This window comes from Bacillus sp. FSL K6-0268 (assembly GCF_038005425.1).
GTDB lineage: Bacteria > Bacillota > Bacilli > Bacillales > Bacillaceae_G > Bacillus_A > Bacillus_A thuringiensis_S.
Genome location: NZ_JBBOTF010000001.1, coordinates 5,569,224 through 5,592,683 on the forward strand (window position 1 = coordinate 5,569,224; position 23,460 = coordinate 5,592,683).

A 23,460-nucleotide genomic window follows, 5' to 3' on the forward strand; every position below is an offset into this window, starting at 1 on the left:
CTTTACACCGCCGACTGTAAAGAAGAAACAAGCTGATTTAAAAATTCATCTCCGCTCATAATTGCTCTCCCGCCACCGCGAGCACTCTTCTTATTTCCGCCACCTTTTCCTTCGATTGTAGGAAGAGCGTCTTTTAAAAGAGCATTCATATCGAGTGATACTGATTTTCCGCAAGCGAGAATACATTGTAGTTTGTCATCATTTTCGATGACGAAATACGTAATTGCATGCTCTTGTTGTTCTGTAATAATAGCGGAAAGCTTTGCGATTTCTTGCATAGAACGATTTGTAAATACTTTAGAAATAAGTATGTCAGCATGAATTTTTATGGGCTGTAGAAGTAGTTCATTTGCCTCTGCAAATAATAATTTTTCATTCATTGTTTGTATTGCTTTTTCATTTTCTTTTTGAGAAGTAAGAAGTTGTGCTACTTTTGCTGGGATATCACTCTCGCTACTGTTTAATTGTTTAGAAACATCTTTCATAATTTGTTGCTGTTGTCCCATTAATTTAAGTGTACGCCAACCAGCGATAAACGTTAAGCGTATACCACCTTTATTGCGCTCCCATCCTAGTACTTGAATAGGACCAACTTCACCAGTTCGTTTCGGATGCGTTCCACCACAGCCGTTGTAGTCAAAGTTTTCGATAATAACAACCCGTATATTTTCTGTTATAGTCGGTTCTTTACGAAGGGGGAATGTTTTCGCTTTTTCTAAGTTCATCCATTCGATATGGATTTGATGGTTTTCGAAAACAATTTTGTTGGCAATGTTTATTGCTTTTTCAACCGTTTCTGTATGAAGATTTTCTATTTCTAAATCAATTGTTACCGTTTCTTTACCAAGGTGGAATCCAATCGTAGGTATGTTAAAATGATCCCAAAAAGCAGCAGATAAAATGTGCTGAGCCGCATGTTGCTGCATATGATCAAAACGGCGCTCCCAATTGATTTTACCTTCTACTTCTTCTGTATGTAATTTTTCTACAATGAAGTGACGAATTTCCCCATGTATCTCTTCTACATTGATTACATCGATATCATTTAATGTGCCAGTATCATGCGGTTGTCCGCCACCTGTCGGATAAAATGCGGTCTCGTTTAAAACGACGTATAAGTTACCGTCTTTATCATAATCTTGCTTTATAATTTTTGTAGTAAAGTCTTGCTTATAAGCGTCAGTGTAATATAATTTTTGCTCCAATTTTCTTTCCCCTTTCGCGTTCACTAGTTTCATTGTAAAGCAATTGAAATTAGTTTCCTAATATTTCAGAAGAAAGAAACTATTTTTAGAATTTTCTTGCTATAATAAGAAAAAGAAAATGCGGGGGTGGAATGAATATGTTATATGAAAACGGCGTAGATAAACTTCTTAGTTTAAGTAAAAATATTTCTGAATTGTATCGAGAATTAAATGAAATGACCCGGATTTTAACGGATTGTAATCGAGAAAGTGTGAAGTTTGATCGGTTATATGTAAAAGAGTTACTGTGGAAGAAAGAAGATGTAATAGAGAAATATGACCAGCTACTTGTGCAACTTTGTATAAATGAATGCTTTGATTTAAAAAGTGTCATTACAGGGGAATATAAGTATACATATGAAGAAGTAGAAAACATAGTTTTACAATTTAATGAAAAGTATAATGTCGCAATCTTAATTAAAGATGTGTGTAAAGAATTACAGTTCACATATGGAATTGATATGGACATAACGAGAACAACTCGGGTATCAACAGCTCAAGTATAGAAAAAGGAAAAGAAAGCAGATCCTTTGCTTTCTTTTTTTTATGTAAGAACGGGGAGAGTAGGTTTAGTGATGAAGGGGAAGTTACAAAATATTCATCCGTTAGGAATGACAATTATAATAGGGACTTTATTTGCGAGGTTCGCCACGTCAATGAGCATTCCTTTTTTAGCAATTTATTTAACGACTGTTAAAGGTGTATCAGCTGGAATGACAGGTGCTATTATCGGAACGAGTGCACTTGTTGGTGTTTTTGCTAGTTTTATCGGAGGGAATTTATCAGATCGATTTGGCCGGAAAACGATTATGCTCTGGTCCATGATCGTTTGGATTTTTGTGTTTATAGGTTTTTCACTTGCGAATCATGTTTTAAGTTTCTTTTTATTAAACGCTTTAAATGGATTATGTAGGTCGTTTTTTGAGCCAACATCAAGAGCATTATTATCAGATTTAACGAAACCAGAGTATCGTTTACTCGTATATAATTTGCGTTACGGTGCAATCAATGTTGGAGTGGCGATTGGCCCTCTTGTCGGATTACAGATTGGAAGCGCAAAATCTACAATTCCTTTTTTAGTAGCAGCTGGAGTGTATATTCTATATACAGCTATATTAGCATTCCAATTTAAGAAGTATCCAATTGAAAAAAAGAAAATAAATACAGAAAAACCTGTCACAATGTTAAATGCAATTCGCATTTTGCGAAAGGATGTCGTATTTTTAGTTGCTTTAGTCGGTATTATTTTGAGTAATTGTGGTTTTTCTCACTTAACGACAACAGTATCTCAATATTTTGCAAATGCACATATATTTCAGGATGGAGTGAAATTTTTTTCATATATGTTAGCTTTAAATGCGATTGTTGTAGTGATTATCCAATACCCTGTTATTCAAATGTGCAAAAAGTATACACCGTTAACATCAATTATGGTGGGGACTTTATTTGGCTTTGGAATAGTAGAATCTATGCTAAGTGCTGCCGTTTGTACAATTATTTTTACAATTGGAGAAGTCTTAATGTTTTCGATGACGGATGTATTTATTGATGATATTGCTATTGCGCATCTAAAAGGAACATACTTCGGTGCGATGGGCTTTTCGGGAATTGGAGCAGTAATAGGTCCGTGGTTTGGAGGAGTACTTCTCGATTACTACGGCTACCAAAATGGGTTTGTAGTATTTTCAGCACTAGCTATATTTTCAACTGTGGCATTTCCTGTGCTTTTAGTTACAAAAGGTTTATCGAAAAAAAGATATGATGCAAATTCTAATATAGAAATGCATGCGAAATAACATAAGCCCCAGTAACCAACTGGGGCTTAGTTTATATTAACTCTTAATTTGAAAAAAGAACTTTTTTTTCATGCTTATCAGCAACTTCATTTTTGGAAATATGAATGGCTAAAAATCCGTTTTCTAAGCAGGCTAGCATCTTTTTATAAATGATAGTAGTAGGTAAAGGGATTGTTCGTTGTAAGGAAATGTTTTTATGAAGTATGCATATAGCTAGGCCTGTCTCTAACTTTTTAATGAGTACATTTTGTTCAGTGACATTTTGTACATCTGTTTCCAAAATATATTCTTCTTCGGTTTCGCAAAGGTCGATGTGAATTTGATTTGGAAAGCTAAAGTTACTATAAGAATCGGAACAAAATTGATCCATCCATTCTTCGAAACCATCAACATGAAAAAGACAATTCTTCTTTTTCTTGCCCATGTAAGACACCCTCCGTAAAATATCAATTCATATCATGTTATGCATGAATGAAACAGAGGTGAAGAATAAATGATGAAATACAAACATTTTATGTTGAATGTGCACGGTATGTGAATATTTTTTATTACATATCATGATGTGCATGTTTTTTTTGGCGTGAATGGTTACGGTTTTTTACTTTATGAGATCCGCTTAATGGCTCAGGTTGTCCTTTTTTTTCTTTAGATTCACGATTGTTTTTACTCATTATATGTGACACCTCCTCTTTCTTTTTAGAATGAGAGAAGTTGACGATTTTATACAAGAATGTTTTTAGAAAAAAAGGTAAAGATAAAGGGGACTAACTATTATAGAAAGGGGATTATATAATGCCATATCATAAAGATAAGCAACAAGCCTTTCAAGCGGCACAGCAAGGAGTTACACAAGCAGAGAATGCATTTAATAATATTGTGAAGAATGACCCTAACTATGGTCATGATTTAAAAGAGTTACGCCAAGAGGTTCAGGAAGCATATGAACAAATTCAAAATGCACTAGAGGTAGCTTCAGAAACACAACGTCCACAACTTGAGCAATATGAAAATAATCTCCAAAATATAATGCGAAATGTAGATCAATTAGAAAAGTAAATGAGGTTGTTGTCTATTCGACAACCTTGCTGCTTTAGTGAACGTTATGTTAAAACAGAAAATTCTTTTAATAGTTTTTTCTTTATTATGCGCAGTACATATATTTCAAGTGGAAAAAGTGGAAGCGAAAATGTTGCTCAGAAAAGAGTTAGAACCAACTGGTTATGTAACATGGGAAGTACCTAATAATGAAAAAATCATTGCAATTACATTTGATGATGGACCAGATCCAACATATACACCACAAGTTTTAGATTTATTACGTCAATATAAGGCTGAAGCGACATTTTTTATGATTGGATTTCGAGTTCAGCGCAATCCATATTTAGTGAAACAAGTGTTAAAAGAGGGACATGAAATTGGAAATCATACGATGAATCATTTGTATGCGAGTAATTCATCAGATGAAAAATTAGAAAATGATATTTTAGATGGAAAGAAATTTTTTAAAAAATGGGTGAAAGAACCTTTGCTATTCCGTCCTCCTGGTGGATATATTAACGATGCTGTATTTAAAACAGCGAAAGAGGCTGGCTATCAAATTGTTTTATGGTCGTGGCATCAAGACCCACGTGATTGGGCAAATCCAGGGGTTGAATCCATTGTAAATCATGTGGTAAAAAATGCTAAAAGTGGCGATATTGTATTGTTACATGATGGAGGAAATGATCGTAGTCAAACGGTAGCAGCGCTAGCAAAAATTTTACCTGAGCTGAAAAAGCAGGGCTATCGATTTGTAACGGTTTCGGAATTACTACGTTATAAACATTAGAAAAAATCCCAAAAGGAAAATAGACCTTTTGGGATTTTTCTTTACTGGTTCTTTTTACGTTTCTTATTATTTTGTCGCTCTGCTGGAGTTAAAGGCTCGTTTGCAAATTCTTCATTGTAACTAGTTCCTTGTCCTTGTGCAGATGCAGTATTCATTCCTGAAATAGTATGATTTGCTTTTCTTTTACCCATTTTATTTCACCTCTATAATATTTTTTGTATGTTGAATGATGAGCAGTTCATAGTATGTATGAACTGTAAGTAAACCGCTAATAGAGCACTTTACTTTATGATAATAGTATTCATAAGGAGCATGAAAGCTATTCAAATTTAGAAACATAAAGAAAACTTATGATAATCTATAAGTTTCTTATTATTTACTTATTTAGAAAGTTGTAATAAGATATTATCGTAAGGTATTGAAAAGTTTGTCTACATTTTATATTCAGACAACTTAGCCACGTTTAACAGGGGGGAAACATAATGGTCAAACATAATCCATTTCAATCACGTGCAACTTTTGAAGTAGATGGAAAAACGTATCATTATTATGATTTGAAAGCGCTTGAAAATGCAGGGGTTGGCAACGTATCTCAATTACCATATTCCGTGAAAGTTTTACTTGAATCAGTACTTCGTCAAGTAGATGGACGTGTAATCACAGAAGAGCATGTTACAAATTTAGCGAAATGGGGAACGAAAGATGTGCAAGATATCGATGTTCCATTTAAACCATCTCGTGTAATTTTACAAGATTTCACTGGTGTTCCAGCTGTTGTTGATTTGGCTTCGCTTCGTAAAGCAATGGCAGACATGGGTGGGGATCCTGACAAAATTAATCCTGAAATTACTGTAGACCTTGTAATTGACCACTCTGTACAGGTTGATAGAGCGGGTACGGCAGACGCGCTTGCATTCAACATGGACTTAGAGTTTAAACGTAATGAAGAACGTTATAAATTTTTAAGCTGGGCACAAAAATCATTTGATAACTACCGTGCAGTTCCACCAGCTACAGGCATTGTACACCAAGTAAACCTTGAATATTTAGCACCAGTTGTTCATGCTGTGAAAAATGCTGAAGGTGACTTAGTTGCATACCCAGATTCATTAGTTGGAACAGACTCACATACAACAATGATTAACGGTATCGGCGTTCTTGGATGGGGCGTTGGTGGTATTGAAGCAGAAGCAGGAATGCTTGGACAGCCTTCATACTTCCCAGTACCTGAAGTAATCGGTGTGAAATTAACTGGCACACTTCCAAGTGGTACTACGGCAACAGACGTTGCATTAAAAGTAACACAAGTATTACGTCAAAAAGGTGTAGTTGGTAAATTTGTTGAGTTCTTCGGTAATGGACTAAAGAGTATGCCTTTAGCTGACCGTGCAACAATTTCAAATATGGCACCAGAATACGGCGCAACTTGTGGATTCTTCCCAATCGATGATATTTCATTAGAATACTTACGTTTAACAGGTAGAGATGAAGAGCAAATTCGTATTGTTGAAGAATACTGTAAAGCGAACGGTTTATTCTATACAGCAGACAGTAAAGATCCAGTCTACACTGATCTTGTTGAAATTGATTTAAATACAATCGAATCTAACCTTTCTGGACCAAAACGCCCACAAGATTTAATCCCACTTTCAGATATGAAAGATGCGTTCCACAAAGCTGTATTAGCACCAGTTGGAACACAAGGGCTTGGATTTAATGAGCAAGAGTTCGATAAAGAAGTGAAGGTTACATTAGAAGATAAAGAAGTAACGATGAAAACAGGTGCAATTGCAATCGCTGCAATTACAAGCTGTACAAATACATCAAACCCATACGTATTAATTGGGGCAGGTCTAGTTGCGAAGAAAGCAATTGAAAAAGGACTTGTAGTACCTGAGTACGTAAAAACATCATTAGCACCAGGATCTAAAGTTGTTACTGAGTACTTAGATAAATCAGGTTTAACAACATATTTAGACCAATTAGGTTTCCAAACAGTTGGTTACGGCTGTACGACTTGTATCGGTAACTCTGGTCCATTAGCGCCAGAATTAGAAGAATCAATCGCAGCAAACGACTTACTAGTAACATCTGTTTTATCTGGTAACCGTAACTTTGAAGGTCGTATTCATCCTCTTGTAAAAGCAAACTACTTAGCATCACCACCACTTGTTGTGGCATATGCACTTGCAGGTACTGTTGATATTGACCTGAAAAATGATGAAATCGGTAAAGATGCAAATGGCAATGCTGTTTACTTCAATGATATTTGGCCATCAGCTAAAGAAATTGAAGATGTAGTTCAAAGTGTTGTTACATCTGAACTGTTCAAGAAAGAATATGCACAAGTATTTAACAGCAATGAGCGTTGGAATGAAATCCAAACTTCAAACGAAGCTTTATATACTTGGGATAATGATTCAACATATATTCAAAACCCACCATTCTTTGAAGGTTTATCTAAAGAGCCAGGTGAAGTTGAAACGTTATCAGGTTTACGCATAGTTGGTAAATTTGGTGATTCTGTAACGACAGACCACATTTCACCAGCAGGTTCAATTGGTAAGCACACACCAGCTGGATGCTACTTATTAGAAAACGGCGTACAACCAGTTGACTTTAATTCTTACGGTTCTCGTCGTGGTAACCATGAAGTTATGATGCGTGGTACATTTGCAAACATCCGTATTAAAAACCAAATCGCACCAGGAACAGAAGGTGGATATACAACATATTGGCCAACTGGTGAAGTAACATCAATCTATGATGCTGCTATGAAATATAAAGAAGATGGAACAGGTCTTCTAGTTGTTGCTGGTAAAGATTACGGTATGGGAAGTTCTCGTGACTGGGCTGCGAAAGGTACTAACTTATTAGGTATTAAAGCAGTAATCGCAGAAAGCTTCGAACGTATTCACCGCAGTAACTTAGTATTAATGGGTGTATTACCACTTCAATTTAAAGATGGCGAAAGTGCTGAAACGTTAGGTCTTGTTGGTAACGAGTCATTTGAAATTCAAATCGACAAATCAGTTAGACCACGCGATCTTGTAAAAGTAGTTGCAACTGATTTAGATGGCAACGAAAAACAATTTGAAGTAGTAGCTCGTTTCGATAGTGAAGTAGAAATTGACTACTACCGTCACGGTGGTATTCTGCAAATGGTTCTTCGTGAGAAAATTGAAGAGTCAAAAGTGTCGAACTAAATAATTGAAATGAATATTTATAGCTGAACAAAAAATTAGTACCAATTTAATTATTAAGCTTTATTTAGAATAAAAAACCAATTATTGTTGGTTTTTTATTCTTTTTATGCTTATTGGACTTATAAGGTCTTTAAATATCTACAATTAATCAGTTTATAAAGTTATATTCATATCCTTAAAGGGTGGGAAGTTATGGTCGATTTCACAAGGATGAAAATAAGCGATTTAGTGGTACATCGCGTAGGAAATAAATTAAAAAATGATGGTATTGTAGTATCAAAAGAGGGGATAACTAATCCATCGATAGAGTTGCAAGAGGTATTACTCAGATATTTCTTAACCTCTTTTAAGAATGAGCAATATTTTAAATTTGTTCACTCAACAAGTTTAGATTTAAATGAGATATATAATTATACCAAAAATATATTCAAAGACCAGGCAAGTTTTCATGCGAATTCAGTTAATATATTGAAGCATTTATATGAATCTTCCACACATCCAAATATAAAAAGTGGTGAATTGTATGTGGTAATGTTCGAAGATTGTTGTGTGGATGGCGAATTGATAGATGCTATAGGAATATTTAAATCAGAAAACAAAGATATTTATTTAAAAGTACTGCAAAATGGCGAGAGTTTAGGAATGGATTTCGAAAAAGGAATAAATATTAAAGAATTAGATAAAGGTTGCATTATTTTTAATATTGAGAATGAAGTCGGTTACAAAGTAGCGATTGTTGATAAAGCAAGTCATTCAGAGGCAATATTTTGGAAAAACCAATTTCTTTCTTTGGCGGAATATAAAGATGAAAACTACCATACAACAAATTACATTAACATATGTACTCGATTCAGTAAGGAGATTATAAAAGGTGAAGAAATTGGGGATTCGAATGGAAATATGGTGTTTTTAAGTGATACTCTGGAGTATTTTACAAATAGTGAAGAATTTGATTTGAGTACATTTACTAATGATGTTATACGAAAACCAGAATATATTGAAAAATTCATAGAAGTTAAAGCGGCTTATGAGAAAGAAAAAGAAATTGAAATACAAGATAATTTTAATATTTCATCGGAAGCGTTAAAAAAAGTAAAGAAAAAGATGAATAATCATGTGAAACTGGATACTAATGTGGAAATAAAGATTAATCGTTTACAAGAACAACAATTTCAATTTATTGAGAAGGGATTTGATAGTGAGAAGGGTATGTATTTTTATAAAATATTTTACAATCGTGAGAAAGGGATGTAATAAACAATATGGGAGAAAAGGCTAAGAAGTCTGGGGAAGCAGGGGAAAGAGTAGCAGAAAAATTTCTTAATTTAATTGGTTGGTCAAATCATTTAGATGGTTTTGATATCCCTTGTGTAAAATCAGAGAAACATGCGCTCAAAGAGAGTAGTAAAAGAAGAACTCATGGAATAGATTTTTTAACAGCATATCGTTGTCCATTCTTTGACCAAAAGCTGGAGATTGTATCTGTTTCTATGAAATATAGAAAAGAGTATCCTGCAACTGCCAACTCGAAATTTAAAGAGTTCTTACAAGATATTGCTTGGGCAATGGAATGTGCAAAAACTAGTGAAGTTAGTACATTAAAGCAAAAACATGGTGTTAAAAAAGGGGCTTATACAGGGGTAATTATGTGGTTAGCATATGAAGAAGAGAATGATCAGGATGTAATCGGAGAAATCACCGATTTTAGAAATATGGAAGGTGTAAACTTTGAGACTGTATATCTAGTAGACAATCGTAGAATTAATTTTATTTTAGGGACTTTAGATTTTATTCAATCTGAATTTAAAAATGCAGAATTTGAATATTTTTATCCTAATTCTGGATATAATAGCGCGAGCCTTAGTAAGCGTTACAGTGGAAAAATATTACCCGTTCAATATATTAATTCAAGCATTTTACCGGTAAAGATTATTGAATCTAATGGTATCGAACATCTAGTACTATCAGTGGTTGATGAATTTAATACAGAAACGTTTAAAAGAGTATTGTGGTTGGCACAAGATATAACAGCTTCTTGGGGACAACGAGTTATTATTACATTTCCAGATTATCACGCTTTGACTCATGAACAGGAAGTGAAAAGGGTTAAATTAGATTTTTCAGATATCCGATTTATGAGCAAAGTAGAAGTGAAAAAAATTCAATGGGAGATTTTAGAAAACTGGAGGAGGATTGAAAATATGTCAGATAAAGAACAAAGTCATGTGGATGTGGAAGCTATACTTCCGTATGGGGAAATGCTTCGTCCTTTAATTGTTTCTTCTGCGCTTTCTAAGAATGACTTGAAAAGAACATTGGCTAGAAGAGGGATTTTTGTTTCTAATAAACAGTTAGATCATACGGTTCCACTACTACTTACCACAATTCTTTCACCTAGAGAATTTGAGGAGCTGAGAGAGAAGCAACGAACAAAAGAAGATAATATTAAAAGGAAAACACAATCGATTGTTTGGAATAATGAAGAAACATTATTAGATGCTGTAGAGGAATTGGGATTTGATATTCATACGATTGTACATGAAGAAGATGCTAATTTTGAAGTGCAAGGAGATCCTGATTTTAGAGTGGAACAGAGGAATCCAAATGAACTGGCTATGCGATATCAAATAGAGAGAAGAGATTTAACGAAAAACTGGGTTAAGCATAAGTCTATTCATGAAGGGAATATTGTGTTTCAAAGACAGGAAAATGGTAATGTAAAAATCATTATGGAACATACTTCGAATGAGACGAAGGAAGTAAACGAAAAAGTTAAAACGCATTTAGTTAAAAGTTTTAAAGAGAAAGGTTTTATTGGATCAGAGGAATTAATTGAAAAGATTACAGCGAGCAGATTTTCTAATGAAAAAAGAAATGAATTTCTTATCAGTTTACTTTGTGATGATGATAGCGGCTCACTTGTTTTTAAAGAAGTAACAAATGTAGAGATCGGACCAGACTCCGCCAAAGATTCATTACCAGATGAAATTGAATGGATGAAAGAACATGTGAAAAATCTTATTTTAAAAGGACAGTCGCTGCATAGTATGAATTTTTTTAAAAATGAAGATTGGCGAAATGCAATTATTATTCAAGAGGTTGAAGCTGTATTTGAGTATAAGTTTAGAAATATAAGTGGGAATTGTAAAATTAACTTTGGTTTCCCTTCGCTACTAAAAAGTCTTAATGGTGGTATTGAATTTGAAATAAATACCCAGGTGATTCTAGGGGCGAATTATGCTCATGTGAATAAAAAAGAGGTAGAGAAATTTATTTTTAATACATTTGATGCCATCAAAGACAAAATTAAAATAAGGCATTTAGAAGAGCGAACTATTTGAAAAAGTTTGCTCTTCTATTTTTGGGAAGAGATGTAGATTTGATAATCAAGAGCACATCGGTATTTGTTATAGTCAATTAGAGGCAAGTTGATTAAATAACAGTCGAAAGGGTTTTGTTCTAATCCAATACCTAGTAATTGTCCCTTTATATTTATTCTGATTTTATGGAATTTATTTATTTCAGATAAAAGTATTATTTTAAATTCATTATATCCGTCATTAAATGATGAATTAATTTTTTGTTTGTAGTAGTTAAAAAAGACTTCGCCCTCCTGTTCTAAAATAAATTTAAATTCTATATATTCTTCGCTATCCGGAGGGAAGAATACTAAGGGGGTATGTACTTGCATGTGAATCACCTCTGTCAAAATAATAATTTTTATCAGAATTGCTGAAGTTTATCGTGACGGGTCTATTTTATTGGAATTTAATAAGAACGTACGTTCTTATTTTAAGCGAGAAAGAGAACAGTTACAATAGTGATGTAAGATTTTTACTAAGGTAAGTTTGTAATAATCTATGGGAGTAGGGGAATTTAATGGGATTCAAAAATAAAATTAATGATTGGAATGATTTAAAAATCTTAATTAATATCTAATTATTGAGTACTATAATAGTATTTTAATAAATGACAAATATGATATGTATTTAAAAGAGGTAGTAGAATAATGTATTGTTATAGAGTGTATATGTGTGCAAATGTTTTTAACCTGGGGAGAGAGAAGAGATGAATCCTATTAGAAAAATATTAATAAAAATCTTTCTATGTGTAAACTGTATTTTATCATTTGTTTACACAGAATATTTGGGGGCTAAACTATTTCAACGAAAGAATTTACTTCTTTTAATTGTAGGGATACCTGTTTTTTTTATTTTGTATTTATTTATAACTCCTATTTATTATATATTTTTGTTAATTGCTATTTATATTAGTCTATGCGCAATAAATCAAGTATTAGATAGAGTATTAAAAAGGCTGTTGGGTTTGAAAAGAATTATTATCAAACCGATGAATCGCTTTTACGCAAACTCCTATTTTGAAAAAGTAGGGATTGATTTTGATGAATATAAGGATGCACAATACTATGATTTTCATTTAACTCATCAGCGTATAAAAGGAAATAAAAATAAGCGGCAACGTGAACTAATATCCCTATTTTATAATGAAATAAAAAGTGATTTAGCAAGAATTGATTTTTTAATTGATCAAGGTATAATTCGAAAAAAAGTGTATTTTTTGCTAATTCCCACTTTAAATTGTCCGAGAAGTTATTTAATACAAAATATTTATCTGGAAAAATATTTGAAGGGTATTTTAGTGAGGCGATGTATAAAGGATTTACAACGAAGAAGTATAAAAAATTACAAAAAAAGATTTTCGGGAAAAATTTAGATGGACATGATGAGAAGGATTTAACTATCTGGAAAATATATGTTATTACATACTTGGGGGAGGAGAAATAGAGATAACGCTAGACAGAGAGAAGGTTTTTAAGATAAAAGAAAGGGATGAAACCATTTGGTTTCATCCCTTTCTTTTTACTATAAAAATGGAGGGGATATTATGAAAGAATATAAAAGAATATTGTTACGGTTACAGAAAGAAAAAATGTTAGTAATAGCAGCTGTATGCAGTGGGCTTTTTGCTGCCATTTTAAACTTATCACGCCCAATTTTCATGGGATTAATTGTAGACAATCTTATTCAAAGGGAGCTAAAAGGTGCGTATTTATATATAGCTTTGTTTGCGGGTATTCGCTTTTTAATGTGGACGAACAATCTTTTATTTGATTATATAAGCTCAAAAGCGAGTCAACGTATATTACAAACGAAACGTATAGAATTATTGCGTCACTATTTCTCATTACCGTTTGAAGAGAGCGAGAAGATTAAGCAAGGGGAGTTAGAAACTTTGGTCGTATCTGATATTCCGAACTGGGTCAGATTATATGGTTCTATATTAATAGAGTATATACACGCTATTGCCCAATTTATTGGAGCTTTCATAGCACTACAACATATAGATATACAGTTTATATTGTGGGTAACTCCGTTTTTATTTTTAAGTGCAATTGTTCCAATACTGATGGGAGAAAAGGTAAGGGATATTGCAAGCATTGCTCAAAAAAATCAATCGAGTGTTGTAGAGATGGTGTCACAGTTTGTAAAGGCTATACAAGATTTACGTAGTTTACAAAAAGAAAAATGGGCCATTCGCTTATTTAAAGGAGTAACGGCACAATCTTATAAATCGGAAGTAAAGAAGACGATGATGCAACATTGCATTGGAGTAGTTGGAACAGTGATTGAAACAGGAGCATATATCGTTGTTCTCATTGTAGGCGCACAAAAAATAATGAAAGGGGAAATGGAAGTTGGTTCACTCGTTGCAGTGTTAGCTACAATTGAAATGCTCTTTTTTCCAGTCCGTTACGTGGGCGATTTATTAATGATGACACAAGTTGCAGTCGCTTCGGCAAATAGAGTTTTTTCCTTTTTAGATAAAAGAGTGGCAGATAGTAATGTAGAAAGAGCGATGGGGATGAGGATAACAAATGTTTCATTTCAGGAGAGTGAAGAAGAGAAACATAGAATTAATAATATTGATTTGCAAATTAATCCTGGTGAATTCGTTATCATTGTCGGAGAAAGTGGTGCAGGAAAAACAACGCTTTTAAAATTAATGACAGGTTTGTATAAACCATCTAACGGTAGTGTTGTTTATTATGGTCAAAAGGCTCGAATGACTACAGTGTGGCAAGAACCTCGTTTCTTTCGGACGACAGTAAAAGAGAATATGTATTTCCGGGAGGAGTATTTAGAAAACGAATTAGAAAAAAATATTGACCTTATAAATATGAAGCCGATAATTAGAGATTTACCTAAGGGGATTCAAACTGTACTACATAAAAGTGGAGAAGAGCTTTCGGGAGGAGAAAGAAAACGTCTTGCATTATTACGAGCCATTGGTTCAAATCCGAATCTTATTATTTTAGATGAACCGACTGAGGGGTTAGATCCGAGTAATCAAGAAACTGTTTGGAATATGATTGAAGGACTAGGAAGAGATGTAACGAGAATTGTGGCAACACATGATGTAGAGAAAGTGATACTAGCGGATCGTGTTGTCATAATGAGAGAAGGAAGTATTATTGCATGTGGAAGTCCTAAAAAATTAATAAATAGTCATTCGTTTTGCAAGTGATGTGAATAAAGATAAGAGTACTGCTCTTATCTTTATTCAGCATCATTTATTTGATACTCGATAGATTCTGAATGATTCAGATCAACGTTAAAGGTAGCGGTCGTAAGGAAAGTGGCAATTCCAAGAATTAAGAAAAGGACGAATGAGACTAGAGAGACGTAGAGACAAATACGCCCTACTTTCTTTTTTTTAAGGTCTTTACTAAAGAGTGAAATGATCCATGTAATAATACCGACTGGGTATAAAAGAAAACTAAGAATATATAATGTTGTTTTTTCGAATGAATTCATAAAAAATCCCCCTTTTGTTGTAGGTTTATAACTACGAGAGTAAAAAGGTGAATGGGTCCATAAGAAGATAAGCAACACTTCATTTATTTTTCTAATTATATGATAAAAAGGAAAAAATTTCACTTTAAATAAGAATATTCTAATTATTTCGACTGTGAATATTTCCAAGCTCGTCCGTATAAGCTAAAATAAGGTATATAGTATTTGGGTAATTAGGTTAATAAGAAGATAAATACGTTAGGGTGATATAAAATGTGGCGGAAGCTTACGATTATTGTAGTGTTACTTTGTTTAGCGGGATATGCAGCTTATGAACAATTTGGTAAAAAAGATCAGGCGGTACAAGGGGAGCAAGAAAAAAGTGAAGCTGCTATGAAAGAGATGATTGCAAGTAATGGTATCGAAATAGGGAAGAGTGCGCCAAACTTTGAATTAACGAAGTTAGATGGAACGAATGTAAAGTTATCGGATTTAAAAGGAAAGAAAGTGATTTTAAACTTTTGGGCAACGTGGTGTGGACCATGTCAGCAAGAAATGCCGGATATGGAAGCTTTCTATAAAGAACATAAAGAGAACGTAGAAATTTTAGCAATAAATTATACGCCTTCAGAAAAAGGTGGGGGAGTAGAAAAGGTAAGCAATTTTGTTAAAGAAAAAGGAATTACTTTTCCTATTTTATTGGACAAGAACATTGATGTGACAACAGCGTATAAAGTAATTACGATTCCAACTTCGTATTTTATAGATACAAAAGGTGTCATTCAAGATAAGTTTATTGGGCCGATGACGCAAAAAGAGATGGAGAAAAGAGTTGCTAAATTAAAATAATGGTGAAAAGGTAGAGGTGGAGAGTTCCCATTTCTGCCTTTTCTTTTTCAAGTAGTAATAACTTCATGATATGATGTAAGAAATATAAACGTTTAGAGATAAAGGAGTGTATGGAGTGGGGAATGTATCCTTACCGTTAGATTATGTTGTAATTGATTTTGAAACAACAGGATTTAACCCTTATAATGATAAAATTATTCAAGTTGCAGCAGTGAAATATCGTAATCATGAATTAGTAGATCAATTTGTTTCATACGTGAATCCAGAGCGGCCAATTCCGGACCGAATAACGAGTTTAACAGGTATTACTAATTATCGCGTTTCAGATGCACCGACGATTGAAGAAGTGTTACCTTTATTTTTAGCATTTTTACATACAAATGTTATTGTGGCCCATAATGCTTCTTTTGATATGCGCTTTTTGAAAAGTAATGTAAATATGCTAGGGCTACCTGAACCTAAAAATAAAGTAATTGATACTGTATTTTTAGCGAAGAAATACATGAAGCATGCGCCTAATCATAAACTTGAAACGTTAAAGCGAATGCTTGGCATTCGTTTAAGTTCTCATAATGCATTTGACGATTGTATTACGTGTGCCGCTGTTTATCAAAAGTGTGCAGCTATTGAAGAAGAAGGGAACCGAAAAGTAAATAAGGCTGTGCTTGATGAAACTGCGGTATACGAAGCGGTGAAAGAAATGCTTGTATGTAATAAACGTAATGTAGAATGGCTACGTTGTATGAATGTAGGAAGTTATTTAGATATAAAAGCTTTTTATCCAGTTATGAGAGTAAAGGTAAAAGGGCGAAAGAAATATGTATTAACAGAAATATTAGAAGATGATGTGAAAGAAATATGTACAAGCTTAAAATGTGAACCAGCGTTAAAAAGTGAAGTTGGTAATACGAGAATTATGCTTAATAGCTTAGAGGATGTTATGAAATTAGAAAGTTATATTTTAGAACAGTATGATTTTGTGTTACAGGCGCTTCATGATTATAAAGAAAATGAAATGAATGCAGATGAAAAGTTGAAAGAGTATTTAAATATTATGGTATGAAAAACTCCGTGTGCAATATATTGTACACGGAGTTTTTTTAGGAGTACTAAAACATAAAATTTTCTTACAAATCTGATTAAAGAGTTTTTCGTTTGCTCATACTATGTAATAAGAAAGCGAAGGAGAGAGGGTGAACAACATGAGAAGAAGTCGCCGTAAATCGTTTGAAGAACTTGTAAATGAAAATAAACAACAATTATTAAGCGATCGTGATGCAATTGATCGCATTGAAGAGCGCATCGAAAAACGTTATGAAATGAAACTTTTTAAGCAAGCTGAATAATTCTTAACACTAGTACGATACTAGTGTTAAGGAGGCGATAGTAATGGGTAATCCGAAAAAAAATTCAAAAGACTTTGCGCCAAATCATATTGGAACACAATCGAAAAAAGCTGGTGGAAATAAAGGAAAGCAAATGCAAGATCAAACAGGTAAACAACCGATTGTTGATAACGGTTAAAAAGGAGAATGTTATCATTCTTCTTTTTTGTGAGGAAATGAAAGATGAGTTTTTAGCAGTAATATGAAAAAAAGGGCTGACTTTTGTCAGCCCTTTTTCGTAATCGTGAAATTTTCAACGAGTAAACGCCAATTTTGCGGGAATGGTAAACCGATTTTCCAGTAACTAATACCACCTATACCTTGTTCTTTCATTAAATTGAATTTACTTTGAACAGACCGTGAATCTTCAAACCAAACTTCGTGTTGCACGCCGTTTTCATCAAAATAATTAAAATGAGGAGCTTGGGCTGTGAAATCATAACGAATAGGAACATTATATTTACGAGCTAGTGCAACAGCTGCGACGGAGCTAATTGCTTTTGCAGGTGGATTTCCTTGTTTAAATGGAAGTTTCCAATCAAACCCGTATAAATTTTGCCCCATCATAATTTTTTGTGGAGGCATTTGAGATTTTGCATATTGAAGTACTTCTTTCACTGGACCGATAGGAGAAATCGCCATCGGTGGCCCGCCCTGCCATCCCCAGTCATATGTCATAATGACGACGAAATCAACAATTTGCCCTTGCGCTTTATAATCATGAGCTTCGAAAAATTTGCCCTTTTGATTGGAACTTGTTTTCGGTACGAGAGTTGTGCTCAATGTGTACCCACTAGGTAAGCGTGTTTTTACATTTCGTAAAAAGCGATTATACGCCTCGCGGTCTTCAGGTGCTACACTTTCGAAATCGAAATGAATGTCTCGCATGCCATATTTTTCAGCTGTTTGCAAAATGTTAGTAATAAATTTGTTTTGAATCGTTGCGTCGCGTAAAATAACTGATGTTAGATCGGCACTGAAATTACCATTTTCAATATTTGTAATAACGAGCATAGGGATTGTTTTACCTTGCGTTGCAATATTAGCAATTTTAGCTGTTTCAGTAGGTTCTTTTAATGTGCCATCTCTTTTTGCCTCAAAACTAAAATAGGCTAAGTATGTTAAAAATGGATTGATGGCGCGTGTCGCATTAACTAAACTCTCTTTAATCGGTATAGTTGAAGGTTGTAAATAAGCGATGGATTCTACAGCTCGTTTTGTGCCTTTTGGTACATATAATTGTTGTCCGACATGGAGAATAGATTTTAAAGATAAATTATTAACTTTAGCTAAACTAGCGAGGGGGACATTATATGTTTGAGAAATTCGATATAGGCTGTCACCAGGCTGTACATAATAATTATTTCCTTTCGTATTAACGATAAGTGCCTGACCAACAACGAGCGTTTCAGCTGGATTTAGTCCATTGTCTTTTACTATTTCGTCAGGTGTTGATCCATATTTTGATGCCAAGCTATATACGCTATCACCACTACGAACAGTTACAATTTGAATCATATGCTGGCTCCTTTCAGTAAAAGATTCACTGTTTTTATTTTATTTTTGATGTTACTGTATTATGATTAAATGTATGCAAGGTAGCAGAAGTGAAAGAAGGCGAATACATATGTTTGTAGCAGAACATGAAGTTGAAATCCGTTATGCGGAAACAGATCAAATGGGTGTTGTTTACCATTCAAACTACTTAGTGTGGCTTGAGTTAGGTCGCACGAAACTTATACAAGATTTAGGTTTTTCATATGTTGAAATGGAGAAAGAAGGAATTATTTCTCCTGTGTTAGATTTACAAATTTCATATCGTAAAGCGATGCGTTATGGAGAAAAGGCAATCGTAAAAACATGGGTCGATACTGTGAGCCCGCTTCGCGTTGTATATGGATATGAAATATATAATGGTGATGGTGATCTTTGTATTACTGCAAGTACGACGAATATTTGTGCGAAAAAAGAAGGGTTCCGCCCTGTATCATTTAAAAAGTTATATCCTGAGTGGTATGCGAAATATGAGGAAATTAAGAAAAAATAAAAAAGCGTGGCAGAAGCCGCGCTTTTTTATTTTTCATAATTAAATTGTGGGAAGTCGTCACCTTCATGAAGTGTAACAGATAAATTATGTCCATCGAAGAACCATTCATCATCGCCTTCAATAAAGAAGTTAATACCTTCTTCTTGAATTTGAACAGCAGGGTGTGCAGGATCATCTTTACGAATACCTAAAGAAAGTCCTTTTTGCACAGTACTGCAACCACCGTATTGTACGAAAAAGCGTAGTGTTTCATTTGATTGTAAGTTTAATTCATTTTTATACCATTGTGCTGCTTCTTTTGTTACGGAAAGATTCATGTATAGTTCCTCCAAGTTATGTTGCTTTTTCTTTAGTATAAAAAATAACGCAAAAAGACGCTATTAATATGCTTCACGTTTTCTTTTTGCGTTATGTGGGTTACGATCTTATTTTTGCTTTTTTGAAAAGTTTGCTTTTGGTTCAGTTTTATTTATAATTCGTCCGATATTTGCACGGTGTTTATAAATAACCATACCTGCTAATAAACACATCGCAATAATGAAGATTTTATCCCCGCTAACAATGGATGCAATAACAGCAACAACTGCTGTTACCATAGAAGAAAGTGATACGTATCTTGTTGTAAATAAAAGGGTGAAAAATACAACAGCCAATATTGCAAAAACAACTGGTGAATAGCATAATAGCACCCCAGCAGAAGTTGCAACTGCTTTACCACCACGGAATTTCGCGAAGATCGGGTAGACATGTCCAAGAACAGACGCTAACCCGAACCATAGTGGGTGAATATCTAATCCGAAAATCATTGGTAGACTTGTTGCTAATGTCCCTTTTAAAATGTCAGCAATTGTAACGGTAAAACCTGCTTTTTTCCCTAATGTACGGAATGTGTTTGTTCCGCCTAGATTACCGCTCCCGTGCTCACGAATATCGATTCCGTAGCCAATTTTTCCAACAACTAGTGCAAATGGAATCGAGCCAAGCAAGTAGGCAACGATAAATAAAAGATATGTAGTAACCATAAGTTCAGTCTCCTTTATTCAAATGTGTTGATAAAGGGTAAAAAGAGTTTTTCCCGTATATTGTACCATACATTTGTAAAGAGCACATTTCTTTTTTGTAAATGAAAAATTCATTATTTCGTGAAAAAAATTTCACAGTAATGTTACATTTCTCACAGAAACAGCAAGGCTATATGTAGTAACATTTTAATCAAAAGACAACAACATATTGGTGGAGGGTTATAAATGTTACAAAATAATACACGTGGAGAAGAATTAATGAAAGTGTTCGAGACGATAGTCCACGGCAATGAACAAGATTTAATGCAAGAAAATGCAAATGTAGACGGCCGCTCTCCAATGGGTGTAATGGGAACGTTCGCATCTGAGAGTGCAAAATATTATGCTGTTGAGAATTTATTGTCAGATCAAGTGAAAAAAGCGATAAATGAAAATATATTATATCCACATGATTTAGATTTTTATGCGACAGGAACGACGACTTGTTCGCAAATTCCGTTAGCGCAAATGCTTGCTAACGGTTTTCATACTGGACATGGACATATGAGACAACCACAAGACATTAAAAGTGCATTGGCTCTTTCGTCTATTATTTTTCAAGCGAATCAAAATATGCAGCATGGCGGTCAATCGTTTGCACTCTTTGATATTGATTTAGCACCTTATGTACGAAAAACAATTGAGAGACATAAAAAACGATTACAATCATATCCGCTTACGAAAGAACAAATAGAAGAATTTGCATGGAAAGAAACGGAAAATGATACGTATCAAGCGTGTGAGGCTTTCGTTCATAATTCGAATAGTATGCATAGTAGGGGCGGAGGACAAGTACCGTTTATTTCTATTAATTACGGAACAGATACATCAAAAGAAGGAAGAATGTTAATTAAACAACTATTAAAAGCAACACAAGCTGGACTTGGTAAAGGAGAGACACCAATTTTTCCGATTCAAATTTTCAAGATGAAAAAAGGTGTGAATTTTGAAGAAAGTGATCCGAATTACGATTTATTTGAATTAGCATTAGAGACAACTGCAGAGCGATTATTCCCTAACTTTTCATTTTTAGATGCTCCGTTTAATACAGTGCATTATGATGGAAGACCAGAAAGTGAAGTATGTTACATGGGATGTCGTACCCGTGTTATGTCTAATATACATGGAGAAGAAACAGCGATTGGTAGAGGGAATTTATCATTTACGTCTATCAATTTAGTGAAATTAGCGTTAATTAGTGGTTCAAAAGAAGCATTTTTTGAAGCGCTAAACTACTATTTAGATTTAGGAATTAAGCAGTTATTAGAAAGATTTGCGTATCAATGTAAGAAGCGAGCAAGAGATTTTCAGTTTTTATATTCACAAGGTGTATGGCGTGGTGGAGAAGCATTGCAGCCTGAAGACTCCGTAGCTTCGATTTTAAAACAAGGGACGTTAAGTGTTGGTTTTATCGGTCTTGCGGAATGTTTAGTAGCTTTAACAGGAAAGCATCATGGGGAAGATGAAGAATCATGGAAACTTGGGTACGAAATTATTTCCTTTATGAGAGATAGAATGGATAAAGCGACAGAAGAACATCAACTAAATTTCTCGATAATTGCAACTCCAGCAGAAGGATTATCAGGAAAGTTTGTGAAAAAAGATAGAGAAGAATTTGGCGTGATTAGCGGTATAACGAACCATAATTACTATACGAATTCATTCCATATTCCAGTTTATTATAACATTCAAGCGATAAATAAAATCCGTTTAGAAGGCCCGTTCCATGCTCTCTGTAATGGAGGACACATTACGTATATTGAACTGGACGGAGCAGCGATGCATAACAAAAAGGCATTAAAACAAATTATACAAGCCATGGCAGAACATGGCGTTGGATACGGTTCAATTAATCATCCTGTTGACCGTTGTAAGTGCTGTAGTTATCACGGGGTTATTGGAAATGAATGTCCAAGTTGCGGGAATGAAGATGAGGCTAATATAGAAAGAATTCGCCGTATAACAGGCTATCTTGTAGGAGATATGTCGAAGTGGAATAGTGCGAAACGTAGTGAAGAGATAGATCGGGTGAAACATAAATGAAAGTGATGAATATTATTCATGATAGTGTAGTAGATGGAGAAGGATTGCGGACAGTCGTGTTTTTTGCGGGCTGTCCGCATCGTTGTGTCGGTTGCCATAATCCGAAATCGTGGAATATTTGCAACGGAACGGAAATGACAGTAGAAGAAATTGTGAAAGAGATTGCAAGTAATCCATTAACTGATGTAACATTTTCAGGTGGAGATCCATTTTTTCAAGCTGCTGAAGTGAAAAAGGTAGCAAAAATCGTGAAAGATTTGAAAAAAAACCTATGGATGTATACAGGTTATACGTTAGAAGAGATACAGAGTTCCCAAAATAATGATATGATAGAGTTGTTACATTATGGGGATGTTTTAGTCGATGGAAGGTTTGAAATTGAGAAAAAAGATTTAACACTTCCATTTCGCGGAAGCTCCAATCAACGTATTATTCGATTGAAAGAGTAAAAAGGCGGGATAGATTATATGAATAAAACAGTATTGCTTGTTGAAGACGAAAGAAGATTACGTGAAATTGTTAGTGATTATTTTCGTAATGAAGGCTTTGAAGTAATCGAAGCAGAAGATGGAAAGAAAGCGTTAGAGTTATTTGCAGAGCATGAAATTGATTTAATTATGTTAGATATTATGTTACCGGAAATAGATGGATGGTCTGTTTGTAGACGAATTAGAAAAGAATCAGCAGTACCAATTATTATGTTGACAGCACGTTCGGATGAGGATGATACATTGCTAGGTTTCGAATTAGGTGCAGACGAGTATGTAACGAAACCATTTAGTCCGAAAGTGTTAGTAGCTCGTGCAAAGACGTTATTGAAACGTGCGGATGGCGCGGTAGGAGTAGCGGAAGAAAATGCTATGTCTTTAGCTGGAATTGAAGTGAATCGTCTATCTAGAACTGTTTTAGTAGATGGAGAAGAAATTATATTGACACATAAAGAATTTGAACTTCTCGTTTATTTAATGGAGAACAAAGGAATCGTATTATCACGTCAACATTTATTAGACCAGTTATGGGGATATGACTATTACGGTGATGACCGAACGGTTGATACCCATATTAAAAAACTTCGAAATAAGTTAGGAGATAAAGCGAAGCATATCGGTACTGTTATTCGAGTTGGTTATAAATTTGAAGAATAATCTAGAACAATTTGTGTAATTTAGCCTAGGAAAATGGCAAT

At 34.2% G+C, this 23,460-nt stretch carries 26 protein-coding genes; 17 read left to right on the forward strand and 9 right to left on the reverse strand.

The annotated features are described in order from the left end of the window. Window positions 1-2: 2 nt before the first annotated feature. Complete coding sequence (locus MHI28_RS29105) at window positions 3-1,205, reverse strand: serine-tRNA(Ala) deacylase AlaX (RefSeq protein WP_000435889.1); 1,203 nt, start codon at window positions 1,203-1,205, stop codon at window positions 3-5. A gap of 137 nt (window positions 1,206-1,342) precedes the next feature. Between MHI28_RS29105 and MHI28_RS29110 the strand changes: the two genes are divergently transcribed. Both MHI28_RS29110 and MHI28_RS29115 read left to right on the forward strand, forming a co-directional pair. Further along, entirely contained in the window at window positions 1,343-1,750 is a 408-nt protein-coding gene (locus MHI28_RS29110) for a hypothetical protein (protein ID WP_000965134.1), read from the forward strand. 69 nt (window positions 1,751-1,819) lie between these two features. Further along, complete coding sequence (locus tag MHI28_RS29115) at window positions 1,820-3,040, forward strand: MDR family MFS transporter (protein ID WP_340828407.1); 1,221 nt, start codon at window positions 1,820-1,822, stop codon at window positions 3,038-3,040. Between the two features lie 43 nt (window positions 3,041-3,083). Here the strand turns inward: MHI28_RS29115 and MHI28_RS29120 are convergent, their stop codons facing one another. After that, window positions 3,084-3,464: an Hsp20/alpha crystallin family protein gene (locus tag MHI28_RS29120; RefSeq protein ID WP_000516758.1), complete on the reverse strand. Its 381-nt coding sequence runs from the start codon at window positions 3,462-3,464 to the stop codon at window positions 3,084-3,086. Between the two features lie 124 nt (window positions 3,465-3,588). Beyond that, complete coding sequence (locus tag MHI28_RS29125; RefSeq protein WP_000042142.1) at window positions 3,589-3,711, reverse strand: small acid-soluble spore protein P; 123 nt, start codon at window positions 3,709-3,711, stop codon at window positions 3,589-3,591. Between the two features lie 121 nt (window positions 3,712-3,832). On the opposite strand from MHI28_RS29125, the gene MHI28_RS29130 reads away from it, so the two are divergent. Both MHI28_RS29130 and pdaB read left to right on the forward strand, forming a co-directional pair. Beyond that, window positions 3,833-4,096: a hypothetical protein gene (locus MHI28_RS29130; protein WP_001146295.1), complete on the forward strand. Its 264-nt coding sequence runs from the start codon at window positions 3,833-3,835 to the stop codon at window positions 4,094-4,096. 46 nt (window positions 4,097-4,142) lie between these two features. Continuing rightward, entirely contained in the window at window positions 4,143-4,868 is a 726-nt protein-coding gene (gene pdaB, locus MHI28_RS29135) for a polysaccharide deacetylase family sporulation protein PdaB (protein WP_340828408.1), read from the forward strand. Window positions 4,869-4,909: 41 nt separating this feature from the next. Here the strand turns inward: pdaB and sspO are convergent, their stop codons facing one another. Continuing rightward, window positions 4,910-5,059 carry a small acid-soluble spore protein O gene (sspO, locus tag MHI28_RS29140; protein WP_086413656.1) on the reverse strand — a complete coding sequence of 50 codons (150 nt, stop codon included), beginning with the start codon at window positions 5,057-5,059 and terminating at the stop codon, window positions 4,910-4,912. 291 nt (window positions 5,060-5,350) lie between these two features. On the opposite strand from sspO, the gene acnA reads away from it, so the two are divergent. From acnA to gapS4b, 3 genes are all read left to right on the forward strand, one after another. Next, window positions 5,351-8,074: an aconitate hydratase AcnA gene (gene acnA / locus MHI28_RS29145; protein ID WP_340828409.1), complete on the forward strand. Its 2,724-nt coding sequence runs from the start codon at window positions 5,351-5,353 to the stop codon at window positions 8,072-8,074. Window positions 8,075-8,266: 192 nt separating this feature from the next. After that, a complete protein-coding gene (locus MHI28_RS29150) occupies window positions 8,267-9,328 on the forward strand; it encodes a nucleoid-associated protein (protein ID WP_086413654.1) in 1,062 nt (353 codons plus the stop codon). Between the two features lie 8 nt (window positions 9,329-9,336). Beyond that, window positions 9,337-11,415, forward strand: coding sequence for a GapS4b family protein (gene gapS4b / locus MHI28_RS29155; protein ID WP_340828410.1), 2,079 nt, complete (start codon window positions 9,337-9,339; stop codon window positions 11,413-11,415). 14 nt (window positions 11,416-11,429) lie between these two features. On the opposite strand, the gene MHI28_RS29160 is transcribed toward gapS4b, so the two are convergent. After that, a complete protein-coding gene (locus MHI28_RS29160; RefSeq protein ID WP_086413650.1) occupies window positions 11,430-11,765 on the reverse strand; it encodes a hypothetical protein in 336 nt (111 codons plus the stop codon). 377 nt (window positions 11,766-12,142) lie between these two features. Between MHI28_RS29160 and MHI28_RS29165 the strand changes: the two genes are divergently transcribed. Together MHI28_RS29165 and MHI28_RS29170 are read left to right on the forward strand one after the other, a co-directional pair. Further along, entirely contained in the window at window positions 12,143-12,808 is a 666-nt protein-coding gene (locus MHI28_RS29165; protein WP_340828411.1) for a hypothetical protein, read from the forward strand. Between the two features lie 171 nt (window positions 12,809-12,979). Continuing rightward, window positions 12,980-14,620 carry an ABC transporter ATP-binding protein gene (locus MHI28_RS29170; protein ID WP_142287202.1) on the forward strand — a complete coding sequence of 547 codons (1,641 nt, stop codon included), beginning with the start codon at window positions 12,980-12,982 and terminating at the stop codon, window positions 14,618-14,620. A 32-nt stretch (window positions 14,621-14,652) separates the two neighbouring features. Here the strand turns inward: MHI28_RS29170 and MHI28_RS29175 are convergent, their stop codons facing one another. Next, the gene (locus MHI28_RS29175; RefSeq protein WP_001083890.1) at window positions 14,653-14,910 is read right to left on the reverse strand and encodes a hypothetical protein; all 258 of its coding nucleotides are present in this window, start codon (window positions 14,908-14,910) and stop codon (window positions 14,653-14,655) included. Between the two features lie 252 nt (window positions 14,911-15,162). On the opposite strand from MHI28_RS29175, the gene MHI28_RS29180 reads away from it, so the two are divergent. The 4 genes from MHI28_RS29180 to sspN all read left to right on the forward strand — a co-directional run bounded on the left by MHI28_RS29180 (window position 15,163) and on the right by sspN (window position 17,262). After that, entirely contained in the window at window positions 15,163-15,738 is a 576-nt protein-coding gene (locus tag MHI28_RS29180; RefSeq protein ID WP_000269061.1) for a redoxin domain-containing protein, read from the forward strand. Between the two features lie 115 nt (window positions 15,739-15,853). Next, window positions 15,854-16,801: a 3'-5' exonuclease gene (locus MHI28_RS29185; RefSeq protein WP_000528760.1), complete on the forward strand. Its 948-nt coding sequence runs from the start codon at window positions 15,854-15,856 to the stop codon at window positions 16,799-16,801. Window positions 16,802-16,940: 139 nt separating this feature from the next. Beyond that, complete coding sequence (locus tag MHI28_RS29190) at window positions 16,941-17,084, forward strand: FbpB family small basic protein (RefSeq protein ID WP_001254699.1); 144 nt, start codon at window positions 16,941-16,943, stop codon at window positions 17,082-17,084. Window positions 17,085-17,127: 43 nt separating this feature from the next. Then, window positions 17,128-17,262 carry an acid-soluble spore protein SspN gene (sspN, locus tag MHI28_RS29195; protein ID WP_000527987.1) on the forward strand — a complete coding sequence of 45 codons (135 nt, stop codon included), beginning with the start codon at window positions 17,128-17,130 and terminating at the stop codon, window positions 17,260-17,262. Window positions 17,263-17,348: 86 nt separating this feature from the next. On the opposite strand, the gene MHI28_RS29200 is transcribed toward sspN, so the two are convergent. Beyond that, window positions 17,349-18,641, reverse strand: a complete 1,293-nt coding sequence (locus MHI28_RS29200) for a glycosyl hydrolase family 18 protein (RefSeq protein WP_000614855.1) — start codon at window positions 18,639-18,641, stop codon at window positions 17,349-17,351. Between the two features lie 109 nt (window positions 18,642-18,750). Between MHI28_RS29200 and MHI28_RS29205 the strand changes: the two genes are divergently transcribed. Beyond that, a complete protein-coding gene (locus tag MHI28_RS29205) occupies window positions 18,751-19,170 on the forward strand; it encodes an acyl-CoA thioesterase (protein WP_000495808.1) in 420 nt (139 codons plus the stop codon). Between the two features lie 26 nt (window positions 19,171-19,196). Here MHI28_RS29205 and MHI28_RS29210 read toward each other — a convergent pair whose 3' ends face one another. Then, window positions 19,197-19,487, reverse strand: a complete 291-nt coding sequence (locus tag MHI28_RS29210; protein ID WP_001054452.1) for a HesB/YadR/YfhF family protein — start codon at window positions 19,485-19,487, stop codon at window positions 19,197-19,199. Window positions 19,488-19,595: 108 nt separating this feature from the next. Then, window positions 19,596-20,192: a glycerol-3-phosphate 1-O-acyltransferase PlsY gene (gene plsY, locus MHI28_RS29215; RefSeq protein WP_086413647.1), complete on the reverse strand. Its 597-nt coding sequence runs from the start codon at window positions 20,190-20,192 to the stop codon at window positions 19,596-19,598. A 225-nt stretch (window positions 20,193-20,417) separates the two neighbouring features. Here plsY and MHI28_RS29220 point away from each other — a divergent pair, with 225 nt between their 5' ends. Genes MHI28_RS29220 through MHI28_RS29230 form a run of 3 tightly spaced genes read left to right on the forward strand, consistent with a single transcriptional unit; the run spans window position 20,418 to window position 23,419 of the window. Then, a complete protein-coding gene (locus MHI28_RS29220) occupies window positions 20,418-22,274 on the forward strand; it encodes an anaerobic ribonucleoside triphosphate reductase (protein ID WP_000940083.1) in 1,857 nt (618 codons plus the stop codon). Further along, window positions 22,271-22,723 (forward strand): anaerobic ribonucleoside-triphosphate reductase activating protein, encoded by a 453-nt coding sequence (gene nrdG / locus MHI28_RS29225; protein WP_000867078.1) that lies wholly within the window; start codon window positions 22,271-22,273, stop codon window positions 22,721-22,723. The genes MHI28_RS29220 and nrdG overlap by 4 nt, the downstream gene beginning before the upstream one ends. 18 nt (window positions 22,724-22,741) lie before the next feature. Beyond that, window positions 22,742-23,419: a response regulator transcription factor gene (locus tag MHI28_RS29230; RefSeq protein ID WP_001044679.1), complete on the forward strand. Its 678-nt coding sequence runs from the start codon at window positions 22,742-22,744 to the stop codon at window positions 23,417-23,419. Window positions 23,420-23,460 lie beyond the last annotated feature (41 nt).

What these genes read in the sequence shown, in the direction of transcription:
- MHI28_RS29210 (WP_001054452.1), bottom strand. Translation starts at nt 19,487, where the DNA reads ATGAATCTTTCCGTAACAAAAGAAGCAGCACAATGGTATAAAAATGAA.
- MHI28_RS29130 (WP_001146295.1), top strand. Translation starts at nt 3,833, where the DNA reads ATGCCATATCATAAAGATAAGCAACAAGCCTTTCAAGCGGCACAGCAA.
- sspO (WP_086413656.1), bottom strand. Translation starts at nt 5,059, where the DNA reads ATGGGTAAAAGAAAAGCAAATCATACTATTTCAGGAATGAATACTGCA.
- MHI28_RS29205 (WP_000495808.1), top strand. Translation starts at nt 18,751, where the DNA reads ATGTTTGTAGCAGAACATGAAGTTGAAATCCGTTATGCGGAAACAGAT.
- sspN (WP_000527987.1), top strand. Translation starts at nt 17,128, where the DNA reads ATGGGTAATCCGAAAAAAAATTCAAAAGACTTTGCGCCAAATCATATT.
- MHI28_RS29170 (WP_142287202.1), top strand. Translation starts at nt 12,980, where the DNA reads ATGAAAGAATATAAAAGAATATTGTTACGGTTACAGAAAGAAAAAATG.
- MHI28_RS29230 (WP_001044679.1), top strand. Translation starts at nt 22,742, where the DNA reads ATGAATAAAACAGTATTGCTTGTTGAAGACGAAAGAAGATTACGTGAA.
- gapS4b (WP_340828410.1), top strand. Translation starts at nt 9,337, where the DNA reads ATGGGAGAAAAGGCTAAGAAGTCTGGGGAAGCAGGGGAAAGAGTAGCA.
- MHI28_RS29110 (WP_000965134.1), top strand. Translation starts at nt 1,343, where the DNA reads ATGTTATATGAAAACGGCGTAGATAAACTTCTTAGTTTAAGTAAAAAT.
- pdaB (WP_340828408.1), top strand. Translation starts at nt 4,143, where the DNA reads ATGTTAAAACAGAAAATTCTTTTAATAGTTTTTTCTTTATTATGCGCA.
- MHI28_RS29175 (WP_001083890.1), bottom strand. Translation starts at nt 14,910, where the DNA reads ATGAATTCATTCGAAAAAACAACATTATATATTCTTAGTTTTCTTTTA.
- MHI28_RS29125 (WP_000042142.1), bottom strand. Translation starts at nt 3,711, where the DNA reads ATGAGTAAAAACAATCGTGAATCTAAAGAAAAAAAAGGACAACCTGAG.
- MHI28_RS29190 (WP_001254699.1), top strand. Translation starts at nt 16,941, where the DNA reads ATGAGAAGAAGTCGCCGTAAATCGTTTGAAGAACTTGTAAATGAAAAT.
- MHI28_RS29150 (WP_086413654.1), top strand. Translation starts at nt 8,267, where the DNA reads ATGGTCGATTTCACAAGGATGAAAATAAGCGATTTAGTGGTACATCGC.
- MHI28_RS29165 (WP_340828411.1), top strand. Translation starts at nt 12,143, where the DNA reads ATGAATCCTATTAGAAAAATATTAATAAAAATCTTTCTATGTGTAAAC.
- MHI28_RS29220 (WP_000940083.1), top strand. Translation starts at nt 20,418, where the DNA reads ATGTTACAAAATAATACACGTGGAGAAGAATTAATGAAAGTGTTCGAG.
- MHI28_RS29120 (WP_000516758.1), bottom strand. Translation starts at nt 3,464, where the DNA reads ATGGGCAAGAAAAAGAAGAATTGTCTTTTTCATGTTGATGGTTTCGAA.
- MHI28_RS29160 (WP_086413650.1), bottom strand. Translation starts at nt 11,765, where the DNA reads ATGCAAGTACATACCCCCTTAGTATTCTTCCCTCCGGATAGCGAAGAA.
- acnA (WP_340828409.1), top strand. Translation starts at nt 5,351, where the DNA reads ATGGTCAAACATAATCCATTTCAATCACGTGCAACTTTTGAAGTAGAT.
- MHI28_RS29200 (WP_000614855.1), bottom strand. Translation starts at nt 18,641, where the DNA reads ATGATTCAAATTGTAACTGTTCGTAGTGGTGATAGCGTATATAGCTTG.
- plsY (WP_086413647.1), bottom strand. Translation starts at nt 20,192, where the DNA reads ATGGTTACTACATATCTTTTATTTATCGTTGCCTACTTGCTTGGCTCG.
- nrdG (WP_000867078.1), top strand. Translation starts at nt 22,271, where the DNA reads ATGAAAGTGATGAATATTATTCATGATAGTGTAGTAGATGGAGAAGGA.
- MHI28_RS29115 (WP_340828407.1), top strand. Translation starts at nt 1,820, where the DNA reads ATGAAGGGGAAGTTACAAAATATTCATCCGTTAGGAATGACAATTATA.
- MHI28_RS29180 (WP_000269061.1), top strand. Translation starts at nt 15,163, where the DNA reads ATGTGGCGGAAGCTTACGATTATTGTAGTGTTACTTTGTTTAGCGGGA.